Source organism: Acidimicrobiales bacterium (genome assembly GCA_016794585.1).
Classification (GTDB): Bacteria; Actinomycetota; Acidimicrobiia; order Acidimicrobiales; family DATDAH01; genus JAEUJM01.
Genome location: JAEUJM010000040.1, coordinates 89,749 through 110,000 on the forward strand (window position 1 = coordinate 89,749; position 20,252 = coordinate 110,000).

At 72.0% G+C, this 20,252-nt stretch carries 17 protein-coding genes; 3 read left to right on the plus strand and 14 right to left on the minus strand.

The annotated features are described in order from the left end of the window. Window positions 1-8: 8 nt before the first annotated feature. From JNK12_18930 to JNK12_18940, 3 genes are read right to left on the minus strand one after another with little or no spacing between them, the layout of a single operon-like run. The gene (locus JNK12_18930) at window positions 9-1,460 is read right to left on the minus strand and encodes a leucyl aminopeptidase (GenBank protein MBL8778021.1); all 1,452 of its coding nucleotides are present in this window, start codon (window positions 1,458-1,460) and stop codon (window positions 9-11) included. Next, the gene (locus JNK12_18935; protein MBL8778022.1) at window positions 1,457-1,999 is read right to left on the minus strand and encodes a cob(I)yrinic acid a,c-diamide adenosyltransferase; all 543 of its coding nucleotides are present in this window, start codon (window positions 1,997-1,999) and stop codon (window positions 1,457-1,459) included. Before JNK12_18935 ends, JNK12_18930 begins: the two co-directional genes overlap by 4 nt. A gap of 24 nt (window positions 2,000-2,023) precedes the next feature. Then, window positions 2,024-3,157, minus strand: a complete 1,134-nt coding sequence (locus tag JNK12_18940; GenBank protein ID MBL8778023.1) for an AI-2E family transporter — start codon at window positions 3,155-3,157, stop codon at window positions 2,024-2,026. 20 nt (window positions 3,158-3,177) lie between these two features. Here JNK12_18940 and JNK12_18945 point away from each other — a divergent pair, with 20 nt between their 5' ends. The 3 genes from JNK12_18945 (at window position 3,178) to metH (ending at window position 9,219) form a co-directional block, all read left to right on the plus strand. Continuing rightward, on the plus strand, window positions 3,178-4,413 hold the full coding sequence (locus JNK12_18945; protein MBL8778024.1) for an AI-2E family transporter: 1,236 nt from the start codon (window positions 3,178-3,180) through the stop codon (window positions 4,411-4,413). Window positions 4,414-4,492: 79 nt separating this feature from the next. Next, the gene (locus tag JNK12_18950) at window positions 4,493-5,710 is read left to right on the plus strand and encodes a glycosyltransferase family 39 protein (protein ID MBL8778025.1); all 1,218 of its coding nucleotides are present in this window, start codon (window positions 4,493-4,495) and stop codon (window positions 5,708-5,710) included. Then, window positions 5,710-9,219 (plus strand): methionine synthase, encoded by a 3,510-nt coding sequence (metH, locus tag JNK12_18955; GenBank protein MBL8778026.1) that lies wholly within the window; start codon window positions 5,710-5,712, stop codon window positions 9,217-9,219. Before JNK12_18950 ends, metH begins: the two co-directional genes overlap by 1 nt. 51 nt (window positions 9,220-9,270) lie before the next feature. Here metH and JNK12_18960 read toward each other — a convergent pair whose 3' ends face one another. The 11 genes from JNK12_18960 to JNK12_19010 all read right to left on the minus strand — a co-directional run bounded on the left by JNK12_18960 (window position 9,271) and on the right by JNK12_19010 (window position 20,110). Beyond that, window positions 9,271-10,371 (minus strand): phytanoyl-CoA dioxygenase family protein, encoded by a 1,101-nt coding sequence (locus JNK12_18960; GenBank protein ID MBL8778027.1) that lies wholly within the window; start codon window positions 10,369-10,371, stop codon window positions 9,271-9,273. 72 nt (window positions 10,372-10,443) lie between these two features. After that, window positions 10,444-11,349: a non-homologous end-joining DNA ligase gene (ligD, locus tag JNK12_18965; protein MBL8778028.1), complete on the minus strand. Its 906-nt coding sequence runs from the start codon at window positions 11,347-11,349 to the stop codon at window positions 10,444-10,446. A 7-nt stretch (window positions 11,350-11,356) separates the two neighbouring features. Continuing rightward, on the minus strand, window positions 11,357-12,271 hold the full coding sequence (locus tag JNK12_18970) for a Ku protein (GenBank protein MBL8778029.1): 915 nt from the start codon (window positions 12,269-12,271) through the stop codon (window positions 11,357-11,359). A 201-nt stretch (window positions 12,272-12,472) separates the two neighbouring features. Further along, complete coding sequence (locus JNK12_18975) at window positions 12,473-13,093, minus strand: hypothetical protein (protein ID MBL8778030.1); 621 nt, start codon at window positions 13,091-13,093, stop codon at window positions 12,473-12,475. 121 nt (window positions 13,094-13,214) lie between these two features. Beyond that, entirely contained in the window at window positions 13,215-13,784 is a 570-nt protein-coding gene (locus JNK12_18980) for a hypothetical protein (GenBank protein MBL8778031.1), read from the minus strand. Between the two features lie 92 nt (window positions 13,785-13,876). Continuing rightward, the gene (locus JNK12_18985) at window positions 13,877-14,437 is read right to left on the minus strand and encodes a 3-keto-5-aminohexanoate cleavage protein (GenBank protein ID MBL8778032.1); all 561 of its coding nucleotides are present in this window, start codon (window positions 14,435-14,437) and stop codon (window positions 13,877-13,879) included. Continuing rightward, the gene (locus tag JNK12_18990) at window positions 14,400-14,759 is read right to left on the minus strand and encodes a 3-keto-5-aminohexanoate cleavage protein (protein ID MBL8778033.1); all 360 of its coding nucleotides are present in this window, start codon (window positions 14,757-14,759) and stop codon (window positions 14,400-14,402) included. The genes JNK12_18985 and JNK12_18990 overlap by 38 nt, the downstream gene beginning before the upstream one ends. A 17-nt stretch (window positions 14,760-14,776) precedes the next feature. Further along, window positions 14,777-15,628, minus strand: coding sequence for a hypothetical protein (locus JNK12_18995; protein ID MBL8778034.1), 852 nt, complete (start codon window positions 15,626-15,628; stop codon window positions 14,777-14,779). Window positions 15,629-15,767: 139 nt separating this feature from the next. Next, on the minus strand, window positions 15,768-16,889 hold the full coding sequence (locus JNK12_19000) for an aminopeptidase P family protein (GenBank protein MBL8778035.1): 1,122 nt from the start codon (window positions 16,887-16,889) through the stop codon (window positions 15,768-15,770). 82 nt (window positions 16,890-16,971) lie between these two features. Next, window positions 16,972-18,774 (minus strand): lipoyl synthase, encoded by a 1,803-nt coding sequence (lipA, locus tag JNK12_19005; GenBank protein MBL8778036.1) that lies wholly within the window; start codon window positions 18,772-18,774, stop codon window positions 16,972-16,974. Beyond that, window positions 18,698-20,110, minus strand: a complete 1,413-nt coding sequence (locus JNK12_19010) for a 2-oxo acid dehydrogenase subunit E2 (protein MBL8778037.1) — start codon at window positions 20,108-20,110, stop codon at window positions 18,698-18,700. Before JNK12_19010 ends, lipA begins: the two co-directional genes overlap by 77 nt. Window positions 20,111-20,252: the final 142 nt, after the last annotated feature.

Sequence of the window (20,252 nt, forward strand, 5' to 3'; positions counted from 1 at the left end):
CGCGAACCTCAGCCCTGGGTGCTCCCGGGCGAGGTGAACCCCTCGAGCAGGGCCACCAAGGTGCGGACCCCGAAGCCCGTCCCACCCTTGCGGGTGAGGTCGGACGCGTCGTCGGCCCAGGCGGGTCCCGCGATGTCGAGGTGCACCCACGGGAGGTCCTCGGGCACGAACTCGCGCAGGAAGAGCCCGGCGGTCAGCGCCCCACCCCAGCGGGGGCCGACGTTCTTGAGGTCGGCGACCGGGCTGTCCAACAGGCGCCGGTAGTCGTCGGGCAGCGGCAGGGGCCACACCCGCTCACCCGCCCGCTCGGCGGCCTCTCGCACCTGCGCGTTCCAGCCGTCGTCGTTGCCCATGAGGCCGGCGATGTGCGAGCCGAGGGCGACCATGCATGCGCCGGTGAGGGTGGCGAGGTCGACCACGGCGTCGGGTTCGGCCTCCGCGGCCATGCACAGCCCGTCGGCGAGGACGAGGCGCCCTTCGGCGTCGGTGTTGAGGACCTCGACCGTGGTGCCGTTGCGGATGGTCAGGACATCCCCCGGGCGGGTGGCGTCGCCGCCCAACATGTTGTCGGTGGCGGGCACGTAGGCCCGCACCTCGAGGTCGGGGGCGAACGTGCGCACGACGGACATGGCACCGAGGACGGCGGCGCCGCCCCCCATGTCCCCCTGCATGCCGACCATGCCGTCAGCGGTCTTGATGGAGAGGCCGCCCGAGTCGAAGGTGATGCCCTTGCCGACGAGCGCCACCCGCCCGCGGGAGGGCCCCGACGGCACGTGCCGGAGCTCGATGAAGCGCGGCGGCCGGGTCGAGCCCCGGTTGACCCCGAGCAGGCCGCCGAGGCGGGCGGCGACGATGCCCTCGAGATCGAGCACGTGGGCCTCGAGCCCTTCGCGCTCGGCCATCGCGATCGCGGCGGCGGCCAGCTCCTCGGGGGTCAGGGTGCCCCCGGGGGTGTTGGCGAGGTCGCGGGCCCAGCACACGGCCTCGCCGATGCGGGCGGCGCGGTCGAAGCCCTCGCCCACCGCGTCGTCCATGGACACGATCACCGCACTCGCCAGCTTCGACGGCTCGGGCTCGGACTTGTAGCGGTCGTACGAGTAGGCCCCGAGGGCGAGGCCCTCGCCGAGCGCCTGGGCCGCGGCCCGACCGTCGAGCCCGCCGGCGTCGCCGAGGTCGACCGCGACGGTGGCGTGGTGGTCGAGGGCCCGCGCCAGCGCGGCACCTGCCTTGCGCACTGCGTCCTCGTCCACGTCGGCGAGGGTCCCGAGGCCCGCCACGGCCAGGAGGCCACCGTCGGCACCCACCAGCACGCGGGTGGTGCCGGCCTTGGCCTCGAAGCCCAGGCGTTCGAGCACCTCGGCGTCGACGGCCGGGTGGGGGGCGCCACCGTCGGCGACGAGGACGGCGAGCACGTCCGCGTCGTCGGGAGCTTCCGGGGCGGTGGTGAAGGCGATGGTCACGAGACGTCCTCTCGGGCGGTGAGCGACCCTCCCCCCTGCCACCGGGCGAGGGCCCAGAGCAGGTCGCTGAGTCGGTTGAGGTAGGGCACGACCTGGGAGCCGTCCTCGACGGCGGACAGGGCATGGCGCTCGGCCCGGCGCACCACGGTGCGACCCAGGTCGAGCGTGGCGGAGAGGCGGTTCTCGCCGGGCACGACGAACTCGGTGGGGAGCTCGAAGCGCTCGGAGACGGCGTCGATCTGCGCTTCGAGGGCCAGCACCATCTCCTCGGTGACGAGGCTGGCGCCGGGAGTCAGCCGGTCGCGGTGCTCGGGGCTGGTGGCCAGCTCGGCCATGAGGACCCACAGGTCGCGCTCGAGGCCGATCAGGAGCGTGTCGAGCTCGCCGCCACGCTCGGCGTCGGCTCGGGCCAGGCCGAGCACGGCCTGGGCCTCGTCGACCTCGCCGTAGGCGGTCGGGAGCGGCGAGTCCTTGGGCACCCGCCCGCCGTAGAGCAGGCCCGTGGTCCCGTCGTCGCCCTTCTTCGTGTAGATCTTCATCGACCGCGAGCCTCCATCGGCCCACTATGCGACATCGAAGGCGTCTCCTGCGGCATCCGGGAGGTCGGAATCATCGGTCGGGGCCAAGCCGTCGAGCACGCAGAGGACGAACACGACCACGGCGAGGCCGCCGAAGAGCCCACCGATGCCGTACAGCTCGAGGCCGAGCGCCGCGACCACGAGTGAGACGAAGGGTCCCACGTGGATCGAACGGGCCTCGATGCGGCGCTGGAGCACGAGCACCTCGGCCACCTGGTACGCCAGGAACAGCGCCAGCAGGGCCGCGGCGGTCTCGAGCGACACCGTGACCCCGAGCAGGACCACGGCGAGCGAACCGACGAGGACCCCGACTGCGGGGACCAGGCTCCACGCCCCCACCCACAGCCCGAGCAGCACCGCCCCGGGCACGTCGGCGACCACGCACACGGCCCACGTGAACAGGCCCGCCACGATGGCCTTCGCCAACGACAGCGCGACGTACCGCCAGGCCCGCGGGTACGCCTGTTCGAGGACCGACTGGACACCGGCGCGGCGTTCCGGGTCACGGATCTGGGCGAGGCCGCTGTCGATGAAGCGCGGCCCGGAGATCAGGACGAACAGCATGAGCACGAACGTGGCCACGAAGGCCGCACCCCGGCTCGCCGCGGACCGGAGCGCGTCGACCGTGTCACCCCCGCGCAGACGGTCCGGCAGCTCCTCCACGAACGTGGCGACCTTGTCCTCGAGCTGCGCCTGGCGGGCGAACTCACCGAAGCGCTCGGAGCGCTGGAGGTCGCGGGCGGCCGCGGGAGCCGCCCGCTCGACGCGATCGGCCTGGGTGCGCACCTCGTCGATGCCGCGGTAGGTGATGCCACCGACCAGGAGCAAGCCGCCCACGGCCACGACCGCGATCGCGAGGCCGCGGGGCAGGTGGCGGGCGAGCCGCTCGACGATCGGGTACAGCAGCGCCGCCAGCAGGATGGCGACGAGGAGCCAGCCGAGTGGCCGCTTCGCGGCGAGGAAGGCGAACACGCCGAACACGCCGAGGCCGACGACGAGGACGGCCCGTACCAGCGAGAACCCGCTGTAGCGGATGACACGGCGCCGGACCGGCTCACCGGCCACGGCGGCGGGCGGCACAGGATGCGGCACCGTGGGTTCGTCCGGATCGCTCGGCATGGCATCGGTACAGTACCGACGTGCCTGGGCCTGGGGAGGAGGAGCGCGCCGCGAGCGCCGCTGCGCTCTCGACCACGTCGCCGACGGCGACCGTGACGGCTGCCCCGCCCGAGATCGAGATCGTCGACCTCGACTGGCGCACCCCGGCCATGGTGGTGGGCGCGTGCATCGCCATTGCCGCCGTCGCCGGTCTCGTGCGCTCGACCCCCCGCACGCTCACCTGGTTGGTGATCGGCGGGCTGCTGGCGCTGGCGCTGAACCCCGTGGTCGACCGCATCGAGGCCCGGCTCCGCTGCCGTCGTGGAGTCGCGGTCGGCAGCGTGCTGCTGATGGTGCTCGCCGCCCTGGTGGTCATCGGCGTGACCCTCGGGCCCGAGACCGTCCGCCAGGCACGGAATCTGCAAGACGACATCCCCGACGTCGTCGACCAGCTCACGGACCTCCCCCTCGTCGGTGGCACCCTCGCGGACAACGACGTGCCCGCCAAGGTGCAGGACTGGCTCGAGAACCTCCCCGACCGCCTCGCCGGGAGCGAGTCGACGGTCACGGGCGCCGCCCGCTCGGTCGCCAGCGGCGCCCTCGCCGGCTTCACCACCCTGCTGATCGCGGTCACCCTCCTGCTCGACGGGCAACGCCTCGTGCGTGCCGGTCGCCGCCTCGTGCCGACCGAGCGACGGCCCCGGGCCGATCGACTGGGCCGGCTGTTCTACCGCGTGATCGGCAAGTACTTCGCGGGCTCGGTGCTCGTCGCCGTGCTCCAGGGCCTCGCCGTGCTCGTGGTGGGGCTGATCTTCGGCGTCCCCCTCATCCCGCTCGTCGCCGTGTGGGTGATGGTGTTCAACCTGGTCCCCCAGATCGGTGGGGCGGTCGGCGGCATCCCGTTCGTGCTGCTCGCCTTCACCCAGGGCGCCACGACCGGCGTCATCTGCGCGGCGTTCTTCCTGCTCTACATGAACTTCGAGAACCACGTGCTGTCGCCGATCATCATCGGTGACGCCGTCAACCTGCAGGCCGCCACCACCATGGTGGGCGCCATCGTCGGGGTCTCGGTGGCCGGCGTTCCCGGCGCGCTCGTCGCGGTGCCGCTGATGGGTGTCGGCAAGGCCATCTACCTCGAGCTGCGCTCCGACGGGACCCACGAGGAGCCGGGCCACGGGCCGGGTCCCCTCCAGCGGCTGCTGGCTCGCCTCCGACGCCGCGGTGCGCCCGACGGTGCCGGCCCCACGAGCGGGCACGAGCCTGCCCCCTCGGCCTGACGGAGGGGCGGCGCCGTCCGGGAGCCGACGACCGGACCGCAGTCGCCTCTGGTGGGTCGCCCTCGGCGCTTTCGCGGCCGTGTCGGGGGCGTTGAGCGCGTACGTCTCCGTGCGCCACCCCGGCGACCCGCCCTACTTCGGCGACCAGTGGTTCTATCTCCGACTGGCGCGCGAGTGGCGGGCGGGCGACGGCCTCACCACGTCCGCGGAGATCTCGGCGGGCTATCCCCTGTTCGTCGCGCTCGTGGACCTCGCCCGTTCGACCTCGTGGCTGCGCCCCGACCTCGTCGTGAGCGTCGGGCTCGTGCAGTCCGCATTGTCGGGGCTGACGGTCCTGTTGACCGGCGTCCTCGGCCGTCGGGTCGCAGGACCGGCCGCGGGGCTGGCGGCGGCGGCGGTGCTGGCGTTCTGGCCCAACGTCGTGATCGGCGCGGCCGTGGTGCTCTCGGAGCCGTTGGCGACCCTCCTGGGGGTGGCCGTGGTGCTCGCCTTGGTGTGGGAGCGGCAGCCCTCGACCACCCGTCTGCTGGTCGCCGGCGCTCTCCTGGGCCTGGCCGCAGAGGTGCGGCCGGGCTCACTGGTGCTTCTGGCGCTCTTCCTCGCCGTGCCCGCCGGAGGCCCGTGGCTGCGCCGGCTCCGGTCTCTCGCGCTCGGCGGCGTCGCGGTCCTGCTCGTCGTGCTCCCGTTCGCGCTCCGGTCCTCCTACGTGGCCCGCTCGTTCGTCCCCTTCGACCTCCGGGCCGGCTCCAGCCTGTGCCTCGGGCGCCTGCCGGAAGCCGACGGCGGGCCCATCGACTTCGAACGCTGCCCGTACACGCAGGATGCGAGCGCGGTCGAGGCCAACCGGGAGCGCCTCGACCGTGCCTTCCAGCTGCTCCGGGAGAACCCCGGTCGGGAGCCCCGGCTGATGGTGGGGCGCATGGAGGCGACCTTGTGGGACTCGGACCGCTCGGGAATCGACCAGCTGAACTCGCGTGACGGCCGAGACCTCGACCAGCGCCTCAGCAACCGCCTCGCCGGGCTCTCCACGGTGTGGTCGCGGGTCGTCGTGGTCCTGGCGGTCGTCGGGACGGCGCTCGCCCTGCTCCGACGACGCCGCGGCCTGACCATGGTCGTGCTCGCCGGCTGGTCGCTGCTGGCGATCCCCCTGATCAGCCTGGGCGACGCACGGTTCCGGCTCCCGAGCCTCCCCTTCCTCGCGATCGCCGCCGCGAGCCTCCTGAGCGCGAGGAGGCGGCCGTCCGCGGTTCCCGATCCCCTTTCTCCTTCGGAGGGGTCGGTCGGTAGCCTGCACTGATGGCGAGCTTCCTGGACCTGGTGAACGAGCGCGTGGTCGTGTACGACGGCGCGACGGGGACGTTCCTGCAGACCCTCGAGCTCACCGCCGACGACTTCGGCGGCGCCGACCTCGAGGGCTGCAACGAGTACCTGGCCATCACCCGGCCTGACGTCGTGGCCAAGTTCCACGAGACGTACTTCGACGTCGGTGTCGACGTGGTCGAGACCGACACCTTCGGCGGGCTCCCGGTGACCCTCGGCGAGTACGGACTGGCCGATCGGGCCCACGAGATCAACGTGGCCGCCGCCCGCATCGCCCGCGAGGTCGCCGACGGCTTCTCCACCCCCGACCGACCCCGCTTCGTGGCCGGCTCGATGGGCCCCGGCACCAAGTTCCCTTCGCTCGGGCAGATCCGCTACGCCGAGCTGCGCGACGGCTTCGAGATCCAGGCCGCCGCGCTCCTCGAAGGCGGGGTCGACCTCTTCATCATCGAGACGATGTTCGACCTGCTCTCCATCAAGGCCGCCATGAACGGCGCCCGCCGGGCCATGGCCGCCGCCGGCCGCGAGGTCCCCCTCCAGGTGCAGGTCACGATGGAGCTCACCGGCCGCATGCTGCCGGGCACCGAGATCGGCGCCGCCCTGGCCGCGCTCGACCCGATGCACCCCGACGTCATCGGCCTGAACTGCGCCACCGGCCCGTCCGAGATGGGCGAGCACCTGCGCCACCTCAGCCAGCACGCCCGCATGCCCATCTCGTGCCTGCCCAACGCCGGCCTGCCCAGCGTGGTGGACGGCAAGATGCACTACGACCTCACCCCCGAGCAGCTCGTCGAGCACCACACCCGGTTCGTCACCGAGCTCGGCGTCCGGGTCATCGGCGGCTGCTGCGGCACCACCCCCGAGCACCTCCGCCAGGTGGTCGAGCACTGCCGCGACCTCACGCCGGCGCCGCGCACGCCCGTCCACGAGCCCGGGGCCACCTCGATCTACAGCCTCGTCCCCTTCCACCAGGACACCTCGTTCCTGATCATCGGCGAGCGCACCAACGCCAACGGCTCCAAGAAGTTCCGCGAGTCGCTCCTCGAGGCCGACTGGGACACCTGCGTGCAGATGGCCAAGGACCAGGTCAAGGAGGGCTCGCACATCCTCGACGTCTGCGTCGACTACGTGGGCCGCGACGGCACCGGCGACATGGACGAGATCGCCAAGCGCTTCGCCACCCAGGCCAGCGCGCCGCTGGTGATGGACTCCACCGAGCCCCAGGTCATGGAGGCGGGCCTCCAGTGGCTGGGCGGGCGGGCCATCCTCAACTCCGCCAACCTCGAGGACGGCGAGGCCGAGGGCTCCCGCCTCGACCGCGTGTTCAAGCTGGCCAAGGAGTACGGCGCCGCCGTCATCTGCCTGCTCATCGACGAGGAGGGCCAGGCCCGCGACGTCGAGTGGAAGATGCGCATCGCCCACCGGATCCACGACCTGGCCGTGCAGCGCTACGGCCTCGAGGCGTCCGACCTGATCTTCGACGCGCTCACCTTCCCGCTGTCGACCGGCGACGACGACCTGCGTCGCGACGCCATCGAGACCTTCGAGGCCATCCGCCGCATCAAGGCCGAGATCCCCGGCGCCTTCACCACCCTCGGCGTGTCGAACGCCTCGTTCGGCCTCAAGCCCGCGGCCCGCCACGTCCTCAACTCGGTGTTCCTGCACGAGGCGGTCGAGGCCGGCCTCGACTCGGCCATCGTCCACGCCGCCCGCATCATGCCGCTCAACAAGATCCCCGACGAGCAGCGCCAGGTCTGCCTCGACCTCGTCCACGACCGCCGCGGCACCGCCGGCGGCACCGGCGACGACCCCAACTACGACCCGCTCCAGGCGCTGCTGGCAGTGTTCGAGGACGTCTCCACCACCGAGGTGGTGCAGGAGGACCGCTCCGACTGGACCATCGAGCAGATCCTGTCCCAGCGCATCATCGACGGCGAGCGCGACGGCCTCGAGGCGGACCTCCAGACCGCCCTCGACCAGGGCACGCCCGCCCTCGCCATCGTCAACGACACGCTGCTGGCGGGCATGAAGGTCGTGGGCGAGCTCTTCGGCGCCGGCGAGATGCAGCTGCCGTTCGTGCTCCAGTCCGCCGAGACGATGAAGACCGCGGTCGCCTTCCTCGAACCCCACATGGAGAAGGTGGAGGACGGCGGCGGCAAGGGCCGCATCGTGCTCGCCACGGTGAAGGGCGACGTCCACGACATCGGCAAGAACCTCGTGGACATCATCCTCACCAACAACGGCTACGAGGTGCACAACCTCGGCATCAAGATCGGCATCTCCGAGATGATCGAGAAGGCCCTCGAGGTGAAGGCCGACGCCATCGGCATGAGCGGCCTGCTGGTGAAGAGCACGCTCATCATGCGCGACAACCTCGAGGAGCTGAACGACCGCTCGCTGGCGGACATCCCCGTGGTGCTCGGTGGCGCCGCCCTCACCCGCTCGTACGTCGAGCGCGACCTCCGCGAGGTCTACGAGGGTCGCCTGTTCTACGGCAAGGACGCCTTCGAGGGCCTGCGGGTCATGGACCGCCTCGGCGAGCTGCGCCGCGGCGCCGAGGACGACCCCGACTGGGGCCGGGTGCCCTCCGACTCGGTCGTGCCCTCCCGGATCAAGGAGCAGTTCGCCGGCGGCGAAGCCGACGACGGCGAGCGGCCCGCCCGTTCACCCGAGGCCGCCACCGACAACCCCGTGTTCGAGCCGCCCTTCCTCGGTTCGAAGGTGGTCAAGGGCCTCGCCATCGACGACATCGCCGCCTACGTCAACGAGACGGCCATCTTCCGCAACCAGTGGGGGTTCCGCCCCGAGGACGGCGAGTCCGACGACGAGTTCAAGGCCCGCATCCGCCCGACGCTCCGAGAGCAACTGGCCATCGCCAAGCAGGACGCCCTGCTCGTGCCCCAGGTGGTCTACGGCTACTTCCCCGCCAACAGCGAGGGCGACCAGCTGGTCATCTGGAAGGATGAGACCCGCACGTCCGAGTGGCTGCGCTTCGACTTCCCCCGCCAGTCCAAGGAGCCCTGGCTCTGCATCGCCGACTTCTTCCGCCCGGCCGAGTCTGGTGAGGCGGACTACGCCGCGTTCCAGATCGTCACCATGGGCGCCACCGTGTCCGAGCGCACCGCCGAACTGTTCGCGGCCGACCGCTACCAGGAGTACCTCCTGCTGCACGGCCTCGGCGTCGAGATGGCCGAGGCGCTCGCCGAGTACTGGCACCACCGCATCCGCGAGGAGTGGGGCTTCGCCGACGAGGACGGCCCGGACCTCCAGGGCCTGTTCCGCCAGCAGTACCGCAGCGGCCGCTACTCGTGGGGCTACCCGGCCTGCCCGGACCTCGAGGACAACGTCAAGGTGGCCGAACTGCTCGGCGCCGAACGCATCGGCCTCGAGGTGAGCGAGGACACGGGCTTCCAGTACCAGCCCGAGCAGACCACCTCGGCCATCATCTGCCACCACCCCCGCGCCAAGTACTTCGTCGCCCGGTAGGGCGCCGACCCGGAGCGATCCGGGGCACCCGCGGCGGGCGGGACGCCGTGGTCAGCCGAAGTGGGGCTGGCGGGTGCCCAGCGCCGCCGCTTCCTTGCCGGCCGTGCCGTGGGGCAGCAGCGCGAGCGTCTCCTCGGGAGTGAGGCGGCGCACCTCGATGTGCTCCTCCCCCACGGGCTCGAGGCCCTCGGGCGGCGCCCACTCGCCGTGGGTGGCTGCCACCTGCTGGAGGAAGAACTCGGGGTCGAGCTCGTAGATCCGCACGGTGCCGTCGTCGATGTAGTCGTAGTAGCGGAGGGCGGCGTCGCGTGGTGCGACCACGATCACCGCGGTCATGCGGGGGTCCTCGGTGATGTTCGAGTACGAGTTGTGCAGGACGGCGTTGTCGAACACGAGGGCCTGACCCGCCTGGAGGACGACCGTCTCGAGGTGGTTGTCGCAGATGTGCTCGTGCAGTCCCTCGAACCACTCAGGCGTGCGCTCGGCCTTGTGCTGGCCGAGCACCCGGTGGCTCTGGGGCACGACGTTGAGGGTGCCGTTCTCGAGCGAGGTCTCGTGCAGGGCCAGCCAGATCACCGCGCCCCGGTACTTCTCCTCGTCGGTGATCGAGGAGTGCTGGTGCAGCTCGAGCCCGCCGCGGGGACCGGGCCAGTTGACCACGAAGTTCTGGATGAGCATCTCGTGGTCGACCAGGTGCTCGTCGACGGCGGGCTGCACGACGGCCTGGAGGGTCTCGGCGACCTTGCGCTTCACCTCGAGGTCGGGGCTGTAGAAGTCGGACTCCCACATGTGGCCACCGCGTTCCCGGTGGATGTCCTTGGCGAGGGCGAGCAGCTCGGCGGCCTGATCGGGGGTGATCAGATCGACGATCGTGTAGCCGACCGAAGCGAACTCCTCCTGACGGTCCGGGTCCTTCATCGTCGGCGGAGCGACGATGTCGTGCAGCACCGGCGGCGGCAGCGGGGGCGAGGGCGGGGTCGCCGCCTCGGCATCGACCTCGGTCTCGGTCTCGGGGGCGTCGTCTTCGTGGGCCGCGTCGTAGGCGCCGTGCTCGCTGGCGTCGGTCTCGTCGGGGAGCGGCGCCGGCGGCGTCGGGGTCAGCAGGCGCTTCACGCGGCCGGCGATGCGACGGGGCAGGCTGCGGCTCGACATGGGGAAAACGCTACCAGCGCCTTCGCCGGCGCTCACAGAGCCGTTGGTCCCAGGGTCGCGGCCCGAGGTCGCTCACCCCAGCGCCGGGAGCTCCTGTTCGAGGGTCGCCGTCGCCTCGAAGAGGTCGCCGTGTTCTTCGACCCGTTCCAGGACGTCCGGCGCCGTGAAGGAAAGTGGCGCACCCCCGGCGGCGTCGTCGACCTCGTCCCACGCCACCGGGGTCGACACCGTGGGCCGGGGCCGGGCGCGCAGGGAATAGGCCCCGATGGTGGTCTTGTGGCGGGAGTTCTGGCTCCAGTCGATGAAGACCTTCCCCGTCCGCATCGCCTTGGTCATCTGGCTCAGGATCCGATCCGGGTGCTGCTTCTCGAGCACCTGGGCGACCGCCAGGGCGAAGGTCGAGGCTCCTTCGTGGGTGGCCGACGTGTTGAGGGGGAGGTAGAGCTGGAGACCCTTGGAGCCCGAGGTCTTGGCGAACAGCTCGAGTCCCAGCGGCTCGAGCAGGTCGCGGATGTCGAGGGCCACCTGGCAGCACTCGGTGATGGTGGCGGGCTCGCCCGGGTCGAGGTCGAACACCACCATGGTCGGCACGTCGAGGTCGATCGCCGCCCGGGCCATGGGCACGTGGACCTCGAGGCCGGCCATGTTCGCCGCCCAGGCCAGGCTGGCCGTGTCACCGAGGACGCAGTACTCGATGCCCCCTTTGCGGTCCCCCGGGCCCAACGCCACCTGCACGAAATCGGGCCGGTGCGATGCGCAGCGCTTCTCGAAGAACGAGGTGCCGTCGACGCCGTCGGGGTAGCGGCGCAGGGTGATGCCGCGGCCTTCGAGGTGCGGGAGCATCGCCGGGGCGACGCGCACGTAGTAGTCGATCACCTCGGCCTTGGTGAAGTGGGCCTCGGGGTACAGGACCTTGTCGAGGTTGGAGAGCTTGAGCTCGTGGCCCTCGATCTCGACGGTGTGGCTGGTGCCGGCCACGCCCGCCTCAGGCGGACTTGCGCTTGGCGGCGGCCGTCTTCGCCGGGGCCTTCTTCTTGGCGGGCTTGGCCTTGGCCGGCTTCACCGTCGGCTTGCCCTCCTCGGCCTCGTCCGTCCCGCTCGGATGGCGCGAACGAGCGGCCTTGGCCTCCTTGACGCTGGCCTCGAGGGCGGCCATGAGGTCGACCACCTTCTCCTCGCTCGGCGCGGCCGGGGCGGTGACGACCTCGGCCTCGCCGGCGGCCTTGCGCTCGATGAGGGCCAGCACCTGCTCGCGGTAGGTGTCGTGGAACTTCTCGGGCTCGAAGTCGGCGGCCAGCGATTCGACGAGCTGGTTGGCCATGTCGAGCTCGCGGTCGGAGACCTCGATGCCCTCGACGTCGGCCAGCTCGGGGATCTCGGCCGGCGCGTTGACCTCGTCCGGGTAGACCATGGTCGACAGCACGAGCTTGCCGTCGACGGGGCGGATGGCCGCCAGGTACTGCTTGGTGCGCATCACGAAGCGGGCGATGCCCACCTTCTGGCTGCGCTCCATCGCCTCCGCCAGCAGCGCGTAGGGCTTCACCGTGGCCTGGTCGGGCGCCAGGTAGTAGGCGCTGTCGTAGTAGATGGGATCGATGTCGGCGAGGTCGACGAACTCCTCGATCTCGATGGTGCGCTGCGCCTTGGGGTCGAGGGCGGCGAGCTCGTCCTCGGTGACGATCACGTAGTTGCCCGACCCGAGCTCGTAGCCCTTCACGAGGTGCTCCGAGGGCACCTCCTGGCCGTCCTCCGCCGAGACCCGCTTCTGCTTGATGCGCGAGTTGGTGCGGGAGTCCAACTGGTTGAAGTGCACCGTGCGGCGACTCACGGCGTTGTAGAGCTTCACCGGGATCGTCACCAGCCCGAAGCTGATGGACCCACTCCAGATGGCGCGCGCCATGGGAGAACCTTTCCTCGTCGGAGCCTCAAGTATGCGCCGCCAGGCCTCTTCTTGCCCACGGTGCGGGTCGTGCCCAGGGCAGACGCCGGCGGCGCCCCGAACTCATCGCTCTCCCCCCTCGGCGACCCCGCCCTCGCCGCGCCGGCACCGAGATACTCCGAGCCCGCCCCACCGACGGGATCAGCTGCGACGCCGACGTCCTCAACGCGGCGCTCGACGCGCAAGCCGGCGGCGATCGGGTCCCGGGAGCGTGACACGCTCGTGCACGTCCTCGTCGCGTCCACGAAACCGGTCTGCGAGGGAGCCCATCATCGCAGTGAGGAGACCAAGTCCGACCAGGAGGGCAACCGCCTCCAAGGCTTGCCGTGAGTCGCGCCCCGGGCGGATGAGCACACTGAAGTAGACCCCGGCCAAGCCTGCCACCACGGCCAGGATCCTGATGACGACCTGTCCTGTAGGGCTCCGGCGATCGAAGAAGCGGGTGAACGCCGTGCTCGGCGGCGCGACCACCCAACGGTCGCGGGGCATCAGGTCCCAGGGTGGGGTGCGGGTGCGCGGGTCCGCCGCTGTCGACACATCGAGCACCTCAGGCTCGCCGAGCGGGGCCATCGTGACGGTCGTGCCGTCCTGGTTGCCGATCGTCATGCCCCGGGCGGTCGGCAGGACGGCACGGTCGACGACGGCGACCAGAGTGGCGCGCTGGTCGGATGCCGGTCGCAGCGGGTAGACGGCGACGAAGCCTTCCTCGGGCCCGGGGTGCACCCTGCTCTCGAACAGCGGCGCGTCGGCGGTCCACCACACCACCGTCACCGGTTCGGCCACGTGGCGACGGTACCGCCGCGGGCTGGTCGGAGGTGCTCGTAGGTGCCGATCTGAGCTCATCGGCGCGGTGCGTGTCGCGCCATGCGCCAGGCGGCACTCTCCGCCCGAGATCCTGGAGAATTCAGGCCCGATCGCGCCCTCCGTCAGCGTCTCCTCGGTACTTCGCCCTGATGTAGGCATAGACCACGGCACCCAGGATCACCGAGCCAAGAACCGCGGTGATCACAACAGTGGAGTGCCGCGCCTCGACCCGATCGCCATCGAAGACTTCCAGCGCTCGCACGTAGACGACGGGGACGAAGACGATGAACACGATCCCCAAGGCGACCGTCTCCCGCCAGCCGAGCTCCTCGAGGGCGGGAGGTTCCGGGACCACTTCCCACCCTCTTCGGGGCACGAGGTCCCACGGCGGAGTGCGCGTGGAATCGGGGGCCGCTCGGGAGAGGTCGAGCGTGTGGGTCTGAGCACCGCACTGGACCACGACCGTCTTGCCGTCCGCCAACCCCTGCAGCATCCCCTTCGGCGTCGGGAGTGACGCTCGGTCGACGACCGCCACAAGGGCGGCGCGTTGGTCCGGGGCAGGCCATTGCGGGTAGACGGCGACGAAACCTTCCTCAGGGCCCGGGTACACGATGCTGTTGAACAGCGGCGCGTCCGCGGTCCACCACATCACCCTCACCGCATGGGCCACACCGCGACGCTATCGGTCAGGCTCGGCCCGGCCTGGGGGCTTCTGGCTCCCGATTTGATCGTCCCAGAGATCGAATCGGGAGCCAGTTCGGGTCAGGGGGCGGGGCGAGGGAGGGCGAGGAGGTCGGCCGCCTCGGCGCAGGTCGCCACGGGGGCGCCGAGGCGCTCACACACCGCGACGGCCTCCCGGACGAGCTCGGCGTTGGTCGGGGTGCGGGCGCCGGCGAAGAACTCGAGCCCGAGGTGTAGGTGACCGCCGAGCTCGACGGCGGCCTCGGCCAGGCCGGACGCCACGACGTCGCCGCCGACGACCGAGACCGCCCAGGGGACGGGGCAGTCCCCCAGCATGGCGACGTACATCTCGAGGGCCTGGCGGGTCGGGGGCAGGCCGAACGGGGCGCCGAGCAGGCCCTGATCGGTGGACAGGTAGAACTTGATCATCGAGCCGGCGGGCAGGCGACCCGCTTCCCACCAGGCGAGGATCGTGCGCAGGAAGCCGGGCTCGTACACCGCGAAGCTCGGGCCGAGCCGGTGCTCGTCGTGCAGCGCCATGGCGGCCGCGATGGCGTCGAAGTCGTTGGCGTAGACGAACGCCCCTTTGGGCAGGCCGTCGGCGTCACGCCCGCCCAGGTTCACCGAGCCGGGGTCGAGCACGCCGATGCGGATGCCCGGGGTCGGCCGCCAGCGGCACGAGGTGGTCCACGCTGATTCCCCCGGCGCCGAAGGCGACTGTCGGGTACAGCAGGGCATCCGGGCGCTCGGCCAACACCGGTTGCCACCCGAGGCGGTAGCTGGCGGCGATGGCCTCCGGGTCGCCGGCCATGTCGGCGTGGTTGTGCACGATGGCGGCGCCGGCGTCGAAGCAGGCCAGCGCGTCGGCGGCGATCTCCTCGGGCGACCGCGGCACGTTCGGGTTCTGCGCCTTCGTCGTCCCCCCGTTGACGGCCACCTCGATGATCACCGGTCCCCGAGCCATGCTGCGACCGTAGGTGATCAGGCGAGGATGGCGCGGGCCACCAGGTCCATGCCGAAGGCCATGAGGATGGCGAGGTAGAGGAGGCCGGTGGCGGCCATGACCGCGCTGTACTCCTTCTCCTTGAGCGCCGCCCAGGTGACCCCGATCAGGCCGATGGTCGTCACCGTGCAGGCCAGCCAGAACCAGCTCAGGAGGCCGTCCCAGCCGTCGTCGATGGTGCCGTTGAGGGCGGAGATCATGCCGACGGGCCAGAGCAGGAAGAGCAGCTCCACGGGCCAGAGGGCGGCGGTCCACTTCACGAGCTCCCGGATGGGCTCCCGGGGCAGGCCCGGCTGCACCAGGTACCAGTGCCCGAGGAGCATGGCGTCGGTGACGACGCCGAGGAACAGGGCGCCGGTCACCGTGCGGGCCACGGACAGCCAGGCGGGGTCGCCGATGTGGGCGCCGGCGAAGACCAGGCCGACGAAGCCGATGATCGGGGCGATGAGGTCGAGCGCCGGCGGGAACTCGGGGCCGTCGCGCTCGGCGAGGCGCTCGGTGCGGTCGATGCCGGTCATGTCGGCCACTCGGGCGGTGCGGGACTCGACCAGCTCGCGCTGGCGGGCCACGCCGGCCTTGCGGCGGACGTACGAGACGAAGAAGGCGACGGAGGCGGCGAGCGCGACGCCCGCGGCGGCGAGGTCGCGAGGCAGGTAGGGGTCGGTCCGCTGGCCCACCCAGACGGCCCCGATGGCCATCAGGGCGTAGGTACCCCGCATGAGCCAGCCGTAGCCGATGCCGAGCAGGCGGTGGCGGGTGGTGACCCAGAGGAAGAAGAGCCCTCCGGTCGCCCACTGGAGCAGCACGGTGCCCGCGTCGAGGTCCATCAGGCCTTCATCCGATCACACGCCGCCGGGTCGGGACGAGTCAGGCCTCGACGCCCGCACGACCTCGGCCGGGCTCGACCCCTGGAGCGCAGGTGCGTCCGCCATCGATCCCGCGCCACCCGGGACCCGGGTCGGGGACGAGTCAGGCCTCGACGACCACGAGGCCGTGGTCGACGAGGTTCAGCGGGTCGGGGCCGGCGTCGGCGGCCACCACGATGTCCTCGAGGCGGGCGCCCCACTCCCCCGGCACGTAGATCCCGGGCTCGACCGAGAAGGCGTGGCCGGGGACGAGCGCGGTGCAGTTGCCCGCCACGACGTACGGGTCCTCGTGCTCCTCGATGCCGATGCCGTGGCCGGTGCGGTGGATGAAGTAGTCGCCGTACCCGCCTTCGGTGATCACTCGACGGGCGACGGCGTCGACGTCCTCGCAGGGCGTGCCCACGGTGGCGGACGCCACGGCCTGGGCCTGGGCGACCTGGAGGACGGCGTAGAGGTCCCGGAAGGCCGCCGGCGGCTCGCCCGTGTAGACGCAGCGGGTGATGTCCGAGCAGTAGCCGGCGCCCGTCTCGTCGGGCGGCAGGGTGCCCCCGAAGTCGCAGAGGACCACCTCGCCGGCCTCGATGACGCGCTCACCCGGCTCGTGGTGGGGGCTGGCGGCGTTGGGGCCGGCGGCCACGATGGCGAAGTTGACCTTGTGGTGGCCCTCGTCGACGAGGCGGCGGCCGAGGTCGGCGGACACCTCCGCCTCCGTGCGACCGATCAGGGGGATGGCCCCCGACTGGAGCTGGTTTGCCACCCGGTCGGCGGCTGCCGACGCCCGGCGCAGAGCGGCGATCTCGGCGGCGTCCTTCACCGCCCGGATGGGGCCGACGACGTCGCTGGAGCGACGGAAGGTGGTGCCGTCGAGACGGGCCAGCAGCTCGACGAGGAAGCGGGCCCAGGTGCGATCGCCGATGGCGGCCACCGGCACCGGGCCGAGGAGCTGGGCCACGAGCTCGACCGGGTCGTCCGTCTCGTCCCACGGCACAACCGTGAACACGTCGGGCCGCTCGACCACCCGGGGCGCCTCGAGCCGGGGCACCACGAGGTGGGCGTCGCCCTCGCGGGGCACGACGAGCATGGTGAGGCGCTCGAGGGGCATGGCCTCGTAGCCGCACAGCCAGGGCAGGTCGGCGCCCACCGAGAGCAGCAGCGCGTCGACGCCCTGCTCCCCCATCGCGGCCCGCACCCGGTCAAGCCGTTGGCCGTGCACGTCCCCGCTCATCCGATCCTCCCGGCATCAGTCGTTCTCGAGGCAATGACGCGCGCCAGGCGCGCGTCATTGCCTCGAGTTCGCCGTTTGGCGGTCATGACGGCGCCGCGGCCGCGGTCGAGGCGGCGCCGGCGGCGGACTTGGCGTGGTAGCTGGAGCGGGTGAGGGGGCTGGCCTCGACGTGGGCGATGCCGAGGGCCTCGCCGACGGCCGCCCAGCGCTCGAAGTGCTCGGGCTCCCACCAGCGCACGACCGGCAGATGTCGGGCGGTGGGACGCAGGTACTGGCCGATGGTGACGATGTCGACGCCGACGGCGGCGAGGTCGGCCAGGGTGGCCACGATCTCGTCGTCGGTCTCGCCCATGCCCACGATCAGGCCCGACTTGGTCGTCAGGCCGGCGGCCTGGGACCGGGACAGCACGGAGAGGCTGCGGGCGTAGGACGCCGACGGGCGCACGGCCCGCTGGAGGCGGGCCACGGTCTCGATGTTGTGGTTCAGGACCTCGGGGCGGGACGAGAAGATGACGTCGAGCGAGGCCTCGTCGCCCCGGCAGTCCGGGATGAGCACCTCGACCTCGGTGCCCGGCCGGCGGGAGCGGATGGCCTCGATGGTGGCGGCGAAGGCGCCGGCACCGCCGTCGGGCAGGTCGTCACGGGCGACTGCGGTGACGACCGCGAACGACAGGTCCATGCGCTCGACGGCCTCGGCCACGCGGGCGGGCTCGGTGGGGTCGAGCGCCTCGGGGTGGCGGGTGTCCACCAGGCAGAACCCGCACGCCCGGGTGCAGCGCTCGCCGTTGATCATGAAGGTGGCGGTGCCGTCGGCCCAGCACTCGAAGATGTTGGGGCAGCCCGCCTCCTCGCACACCGTCACGAGGTCGAGCGAGCGCAGCGTCTTGCCGAGGCCCGTGTACTCCTCGCCGAGGTGGGCGGGGATGCGCAGCCACTCGGGCTTGCGGTCGGTGATCTGGATGCCGCCGGTGACCCCCGCGTCGCGCAGGCGGCGCTCGATGCGCACCGAGGTGCCCCCCTCCCCTGCCGACGCATCGGCGGCGTCCCGGGTGAAGGCGGCGAGGTCGTCGGGCTGCACCTTCCAGGCGACGTCCTGGCGCTCCCACGAGCCGTCGGGGGCCCACTGGGCGACCGCCCGGGCGACGACGGCGTCGACCACCTCGCGCATCGACACCTCGACCCCCTCGGCGGCCAGCGACGTCACCCCCTTGTCGGGGATGCCGCACGGGACGATGTGGCCGAAGTAGTCGAGGTCAGGCGCCACGTTCAGGGCGAAGCCGTGCATGGTGCGGCCCCGGGTGAGGCGCACGCCGATGGCGGCGATCTTGCGGGGGTCGTCGGTGCCGACGCCGATCCAGACCCCCGGGTAGTCGGGCAGGCGGTCGGCGCCCGGCAGACCGACGTCCGCCAGCACGTCGATCACCAGCTGCTCCACCGAGCGCACGTAGGCGACGGTGTCGGCCATGGGCGCGATCGTGCCGCTCCGCTCGACCCCGTCGGCGCCCTTGTCGGGCAGGTGGAGGAGCGGGTAGCCCACCAGCTGGCCGGGCCCGTGGTAGGTGATGTCGCCGCCACGGTCCGAGCGGACCAGCTCGGCGCCGACCGAGGCGGGGTCGACCAGGAGGTGGTCGAGCTCGCCTCGCCGCCCGAGGGTGAACACGTGCGGGTGCTCGAGCAGCAGCAGGTGGTCGTCGGACGACCGCTCGAAGAGGCCGTGCTGGAGGGCGTGGGCGTCCTGGTAGCGGACGGTGCCGAGCCAGCGGGCGCGCAGCGTCACGATGCCGCCGGGGACGCCGCGCCCCCCACCGTCACAGCTCGGCGACCCAGTCGCGGGTCTGGATGATCTCCCGCAGACGGTCGAGGAAGGCCGCCACGTACGCGCCATCGAAGGCCCGGTGGTCCCACGCGAGGGCGAGCACGCCGACCGAGTGGATGGCGATGGACTCGTCGCCGTCGGCGTCGGTGACCACCACCGGCTTCCGGTGGATGCCGTCGGTGGAGAGGATGGCCACCTGCGGCTGGTTGATCACCGGGAACTGCATCATCGTCCCGTACTTGCCCGGGTTGGTGATGGTGAAGGTGCCGCCGGCGATGTCGTCGGCCGAGAGCTGCTTGCTGCGGGCCCGGGCGGCGAGGTCGTGGATCTCGCGGGCCAGGGCGGTGAGGCGCTTGGCGTCGGCGTCGTGCACGACAGGGGCGAGCAGACCCTGGAAGTCGAGGTCCACGGCGTAGGCGAGGTTGACCTGCCCGTGCACGATCAGCTCGCCGTCGCCCACGGCCGCGTTGAGGTACGGGAACTCCTCGATCGCGTCGACCACGGCCCGGGAGATGAAGGGGAGGTACGTGAGGCTGAAGCCCTCGGCCTCCTTGAACGCCGGGCCGTGGGACCGACGCACCCGCTCGACCGACTCGAAGTCGACCTCGACCGCGGTGAGCACGTGCGGGGAGGTGGCCTTGGAGCGGACCATGTGCTCGCCGGTGCGCACCCGGATGTGGTTCAGCTTCTCGACCCGGTCGTCGCGGGGACTCCCCGTACGGACCGCAGGTGCCGCGGCCGGCGCCTGCCCTGACGCGGCGGATGCCGCGGACGGCGCCGCCGGGCGCGGTGCCGAGCCCCGCTGGGCGTCGATGAGGGCCTCGACGTCGCCCCGGGTGATGCGACCGCCGATGCCGGTGCCGGCGATGGCGCCGGCATCGAGGCCGTGGTCCTCGATGAGGCGCCGGACGAGAGGCGAGAGCAGCTTCGGCGGGCCCGACGGCGCCTCGGCCGCGGGCGCCGGGGTCGGCTCGGCGGGCGGCGTGGGCTCGGGGGCGCGCTCGACGGGGGCGGTCGGCGCCTCTTCGGGCGCCTCCGCAGTCGCTGCCTCGGCCGGGGCCTCGGCTTCCGCCTGCGCCTCGGCGACGGTCTCCGGGTCGGCGGCGGGCTCGGCCGGCGGGGCCTCGGCGGGCGCCTCCTCGGCAGGGGCGGCGCCGTCGCCCGACGGCGGACCGTCGCTCAGCACGGCGAGGCGGGTGCCCACGTCGACCGTCTCGCCCTCGGGCACGAGGATCTCGGCCAGGTAGCCGGCGGCCGGCGAGGGCACCTCGGAGTCGACCTTGTCGGTCGAGACCTCGAAGAGCACCTCGTCCATCGCCACCTGCTCGCCGACCGCCTTGAACCACTTGGTGATGGTGCCTTCGGTGACCGTCTCCCCGAGTTGGGGCATCTCGACATCAGCCATGGAACGACCTCCGGGTCAAAAGCGTGTGCGCCGCAGGTCGGCGCCCTTGGTGATGGTCCGCCCATCGATCGGCTGTGACCGTCTCCCCGAGTTGGGGCATCTCGACATCAGCCATGGAACGACCTTCCCGTCATCGACCTGG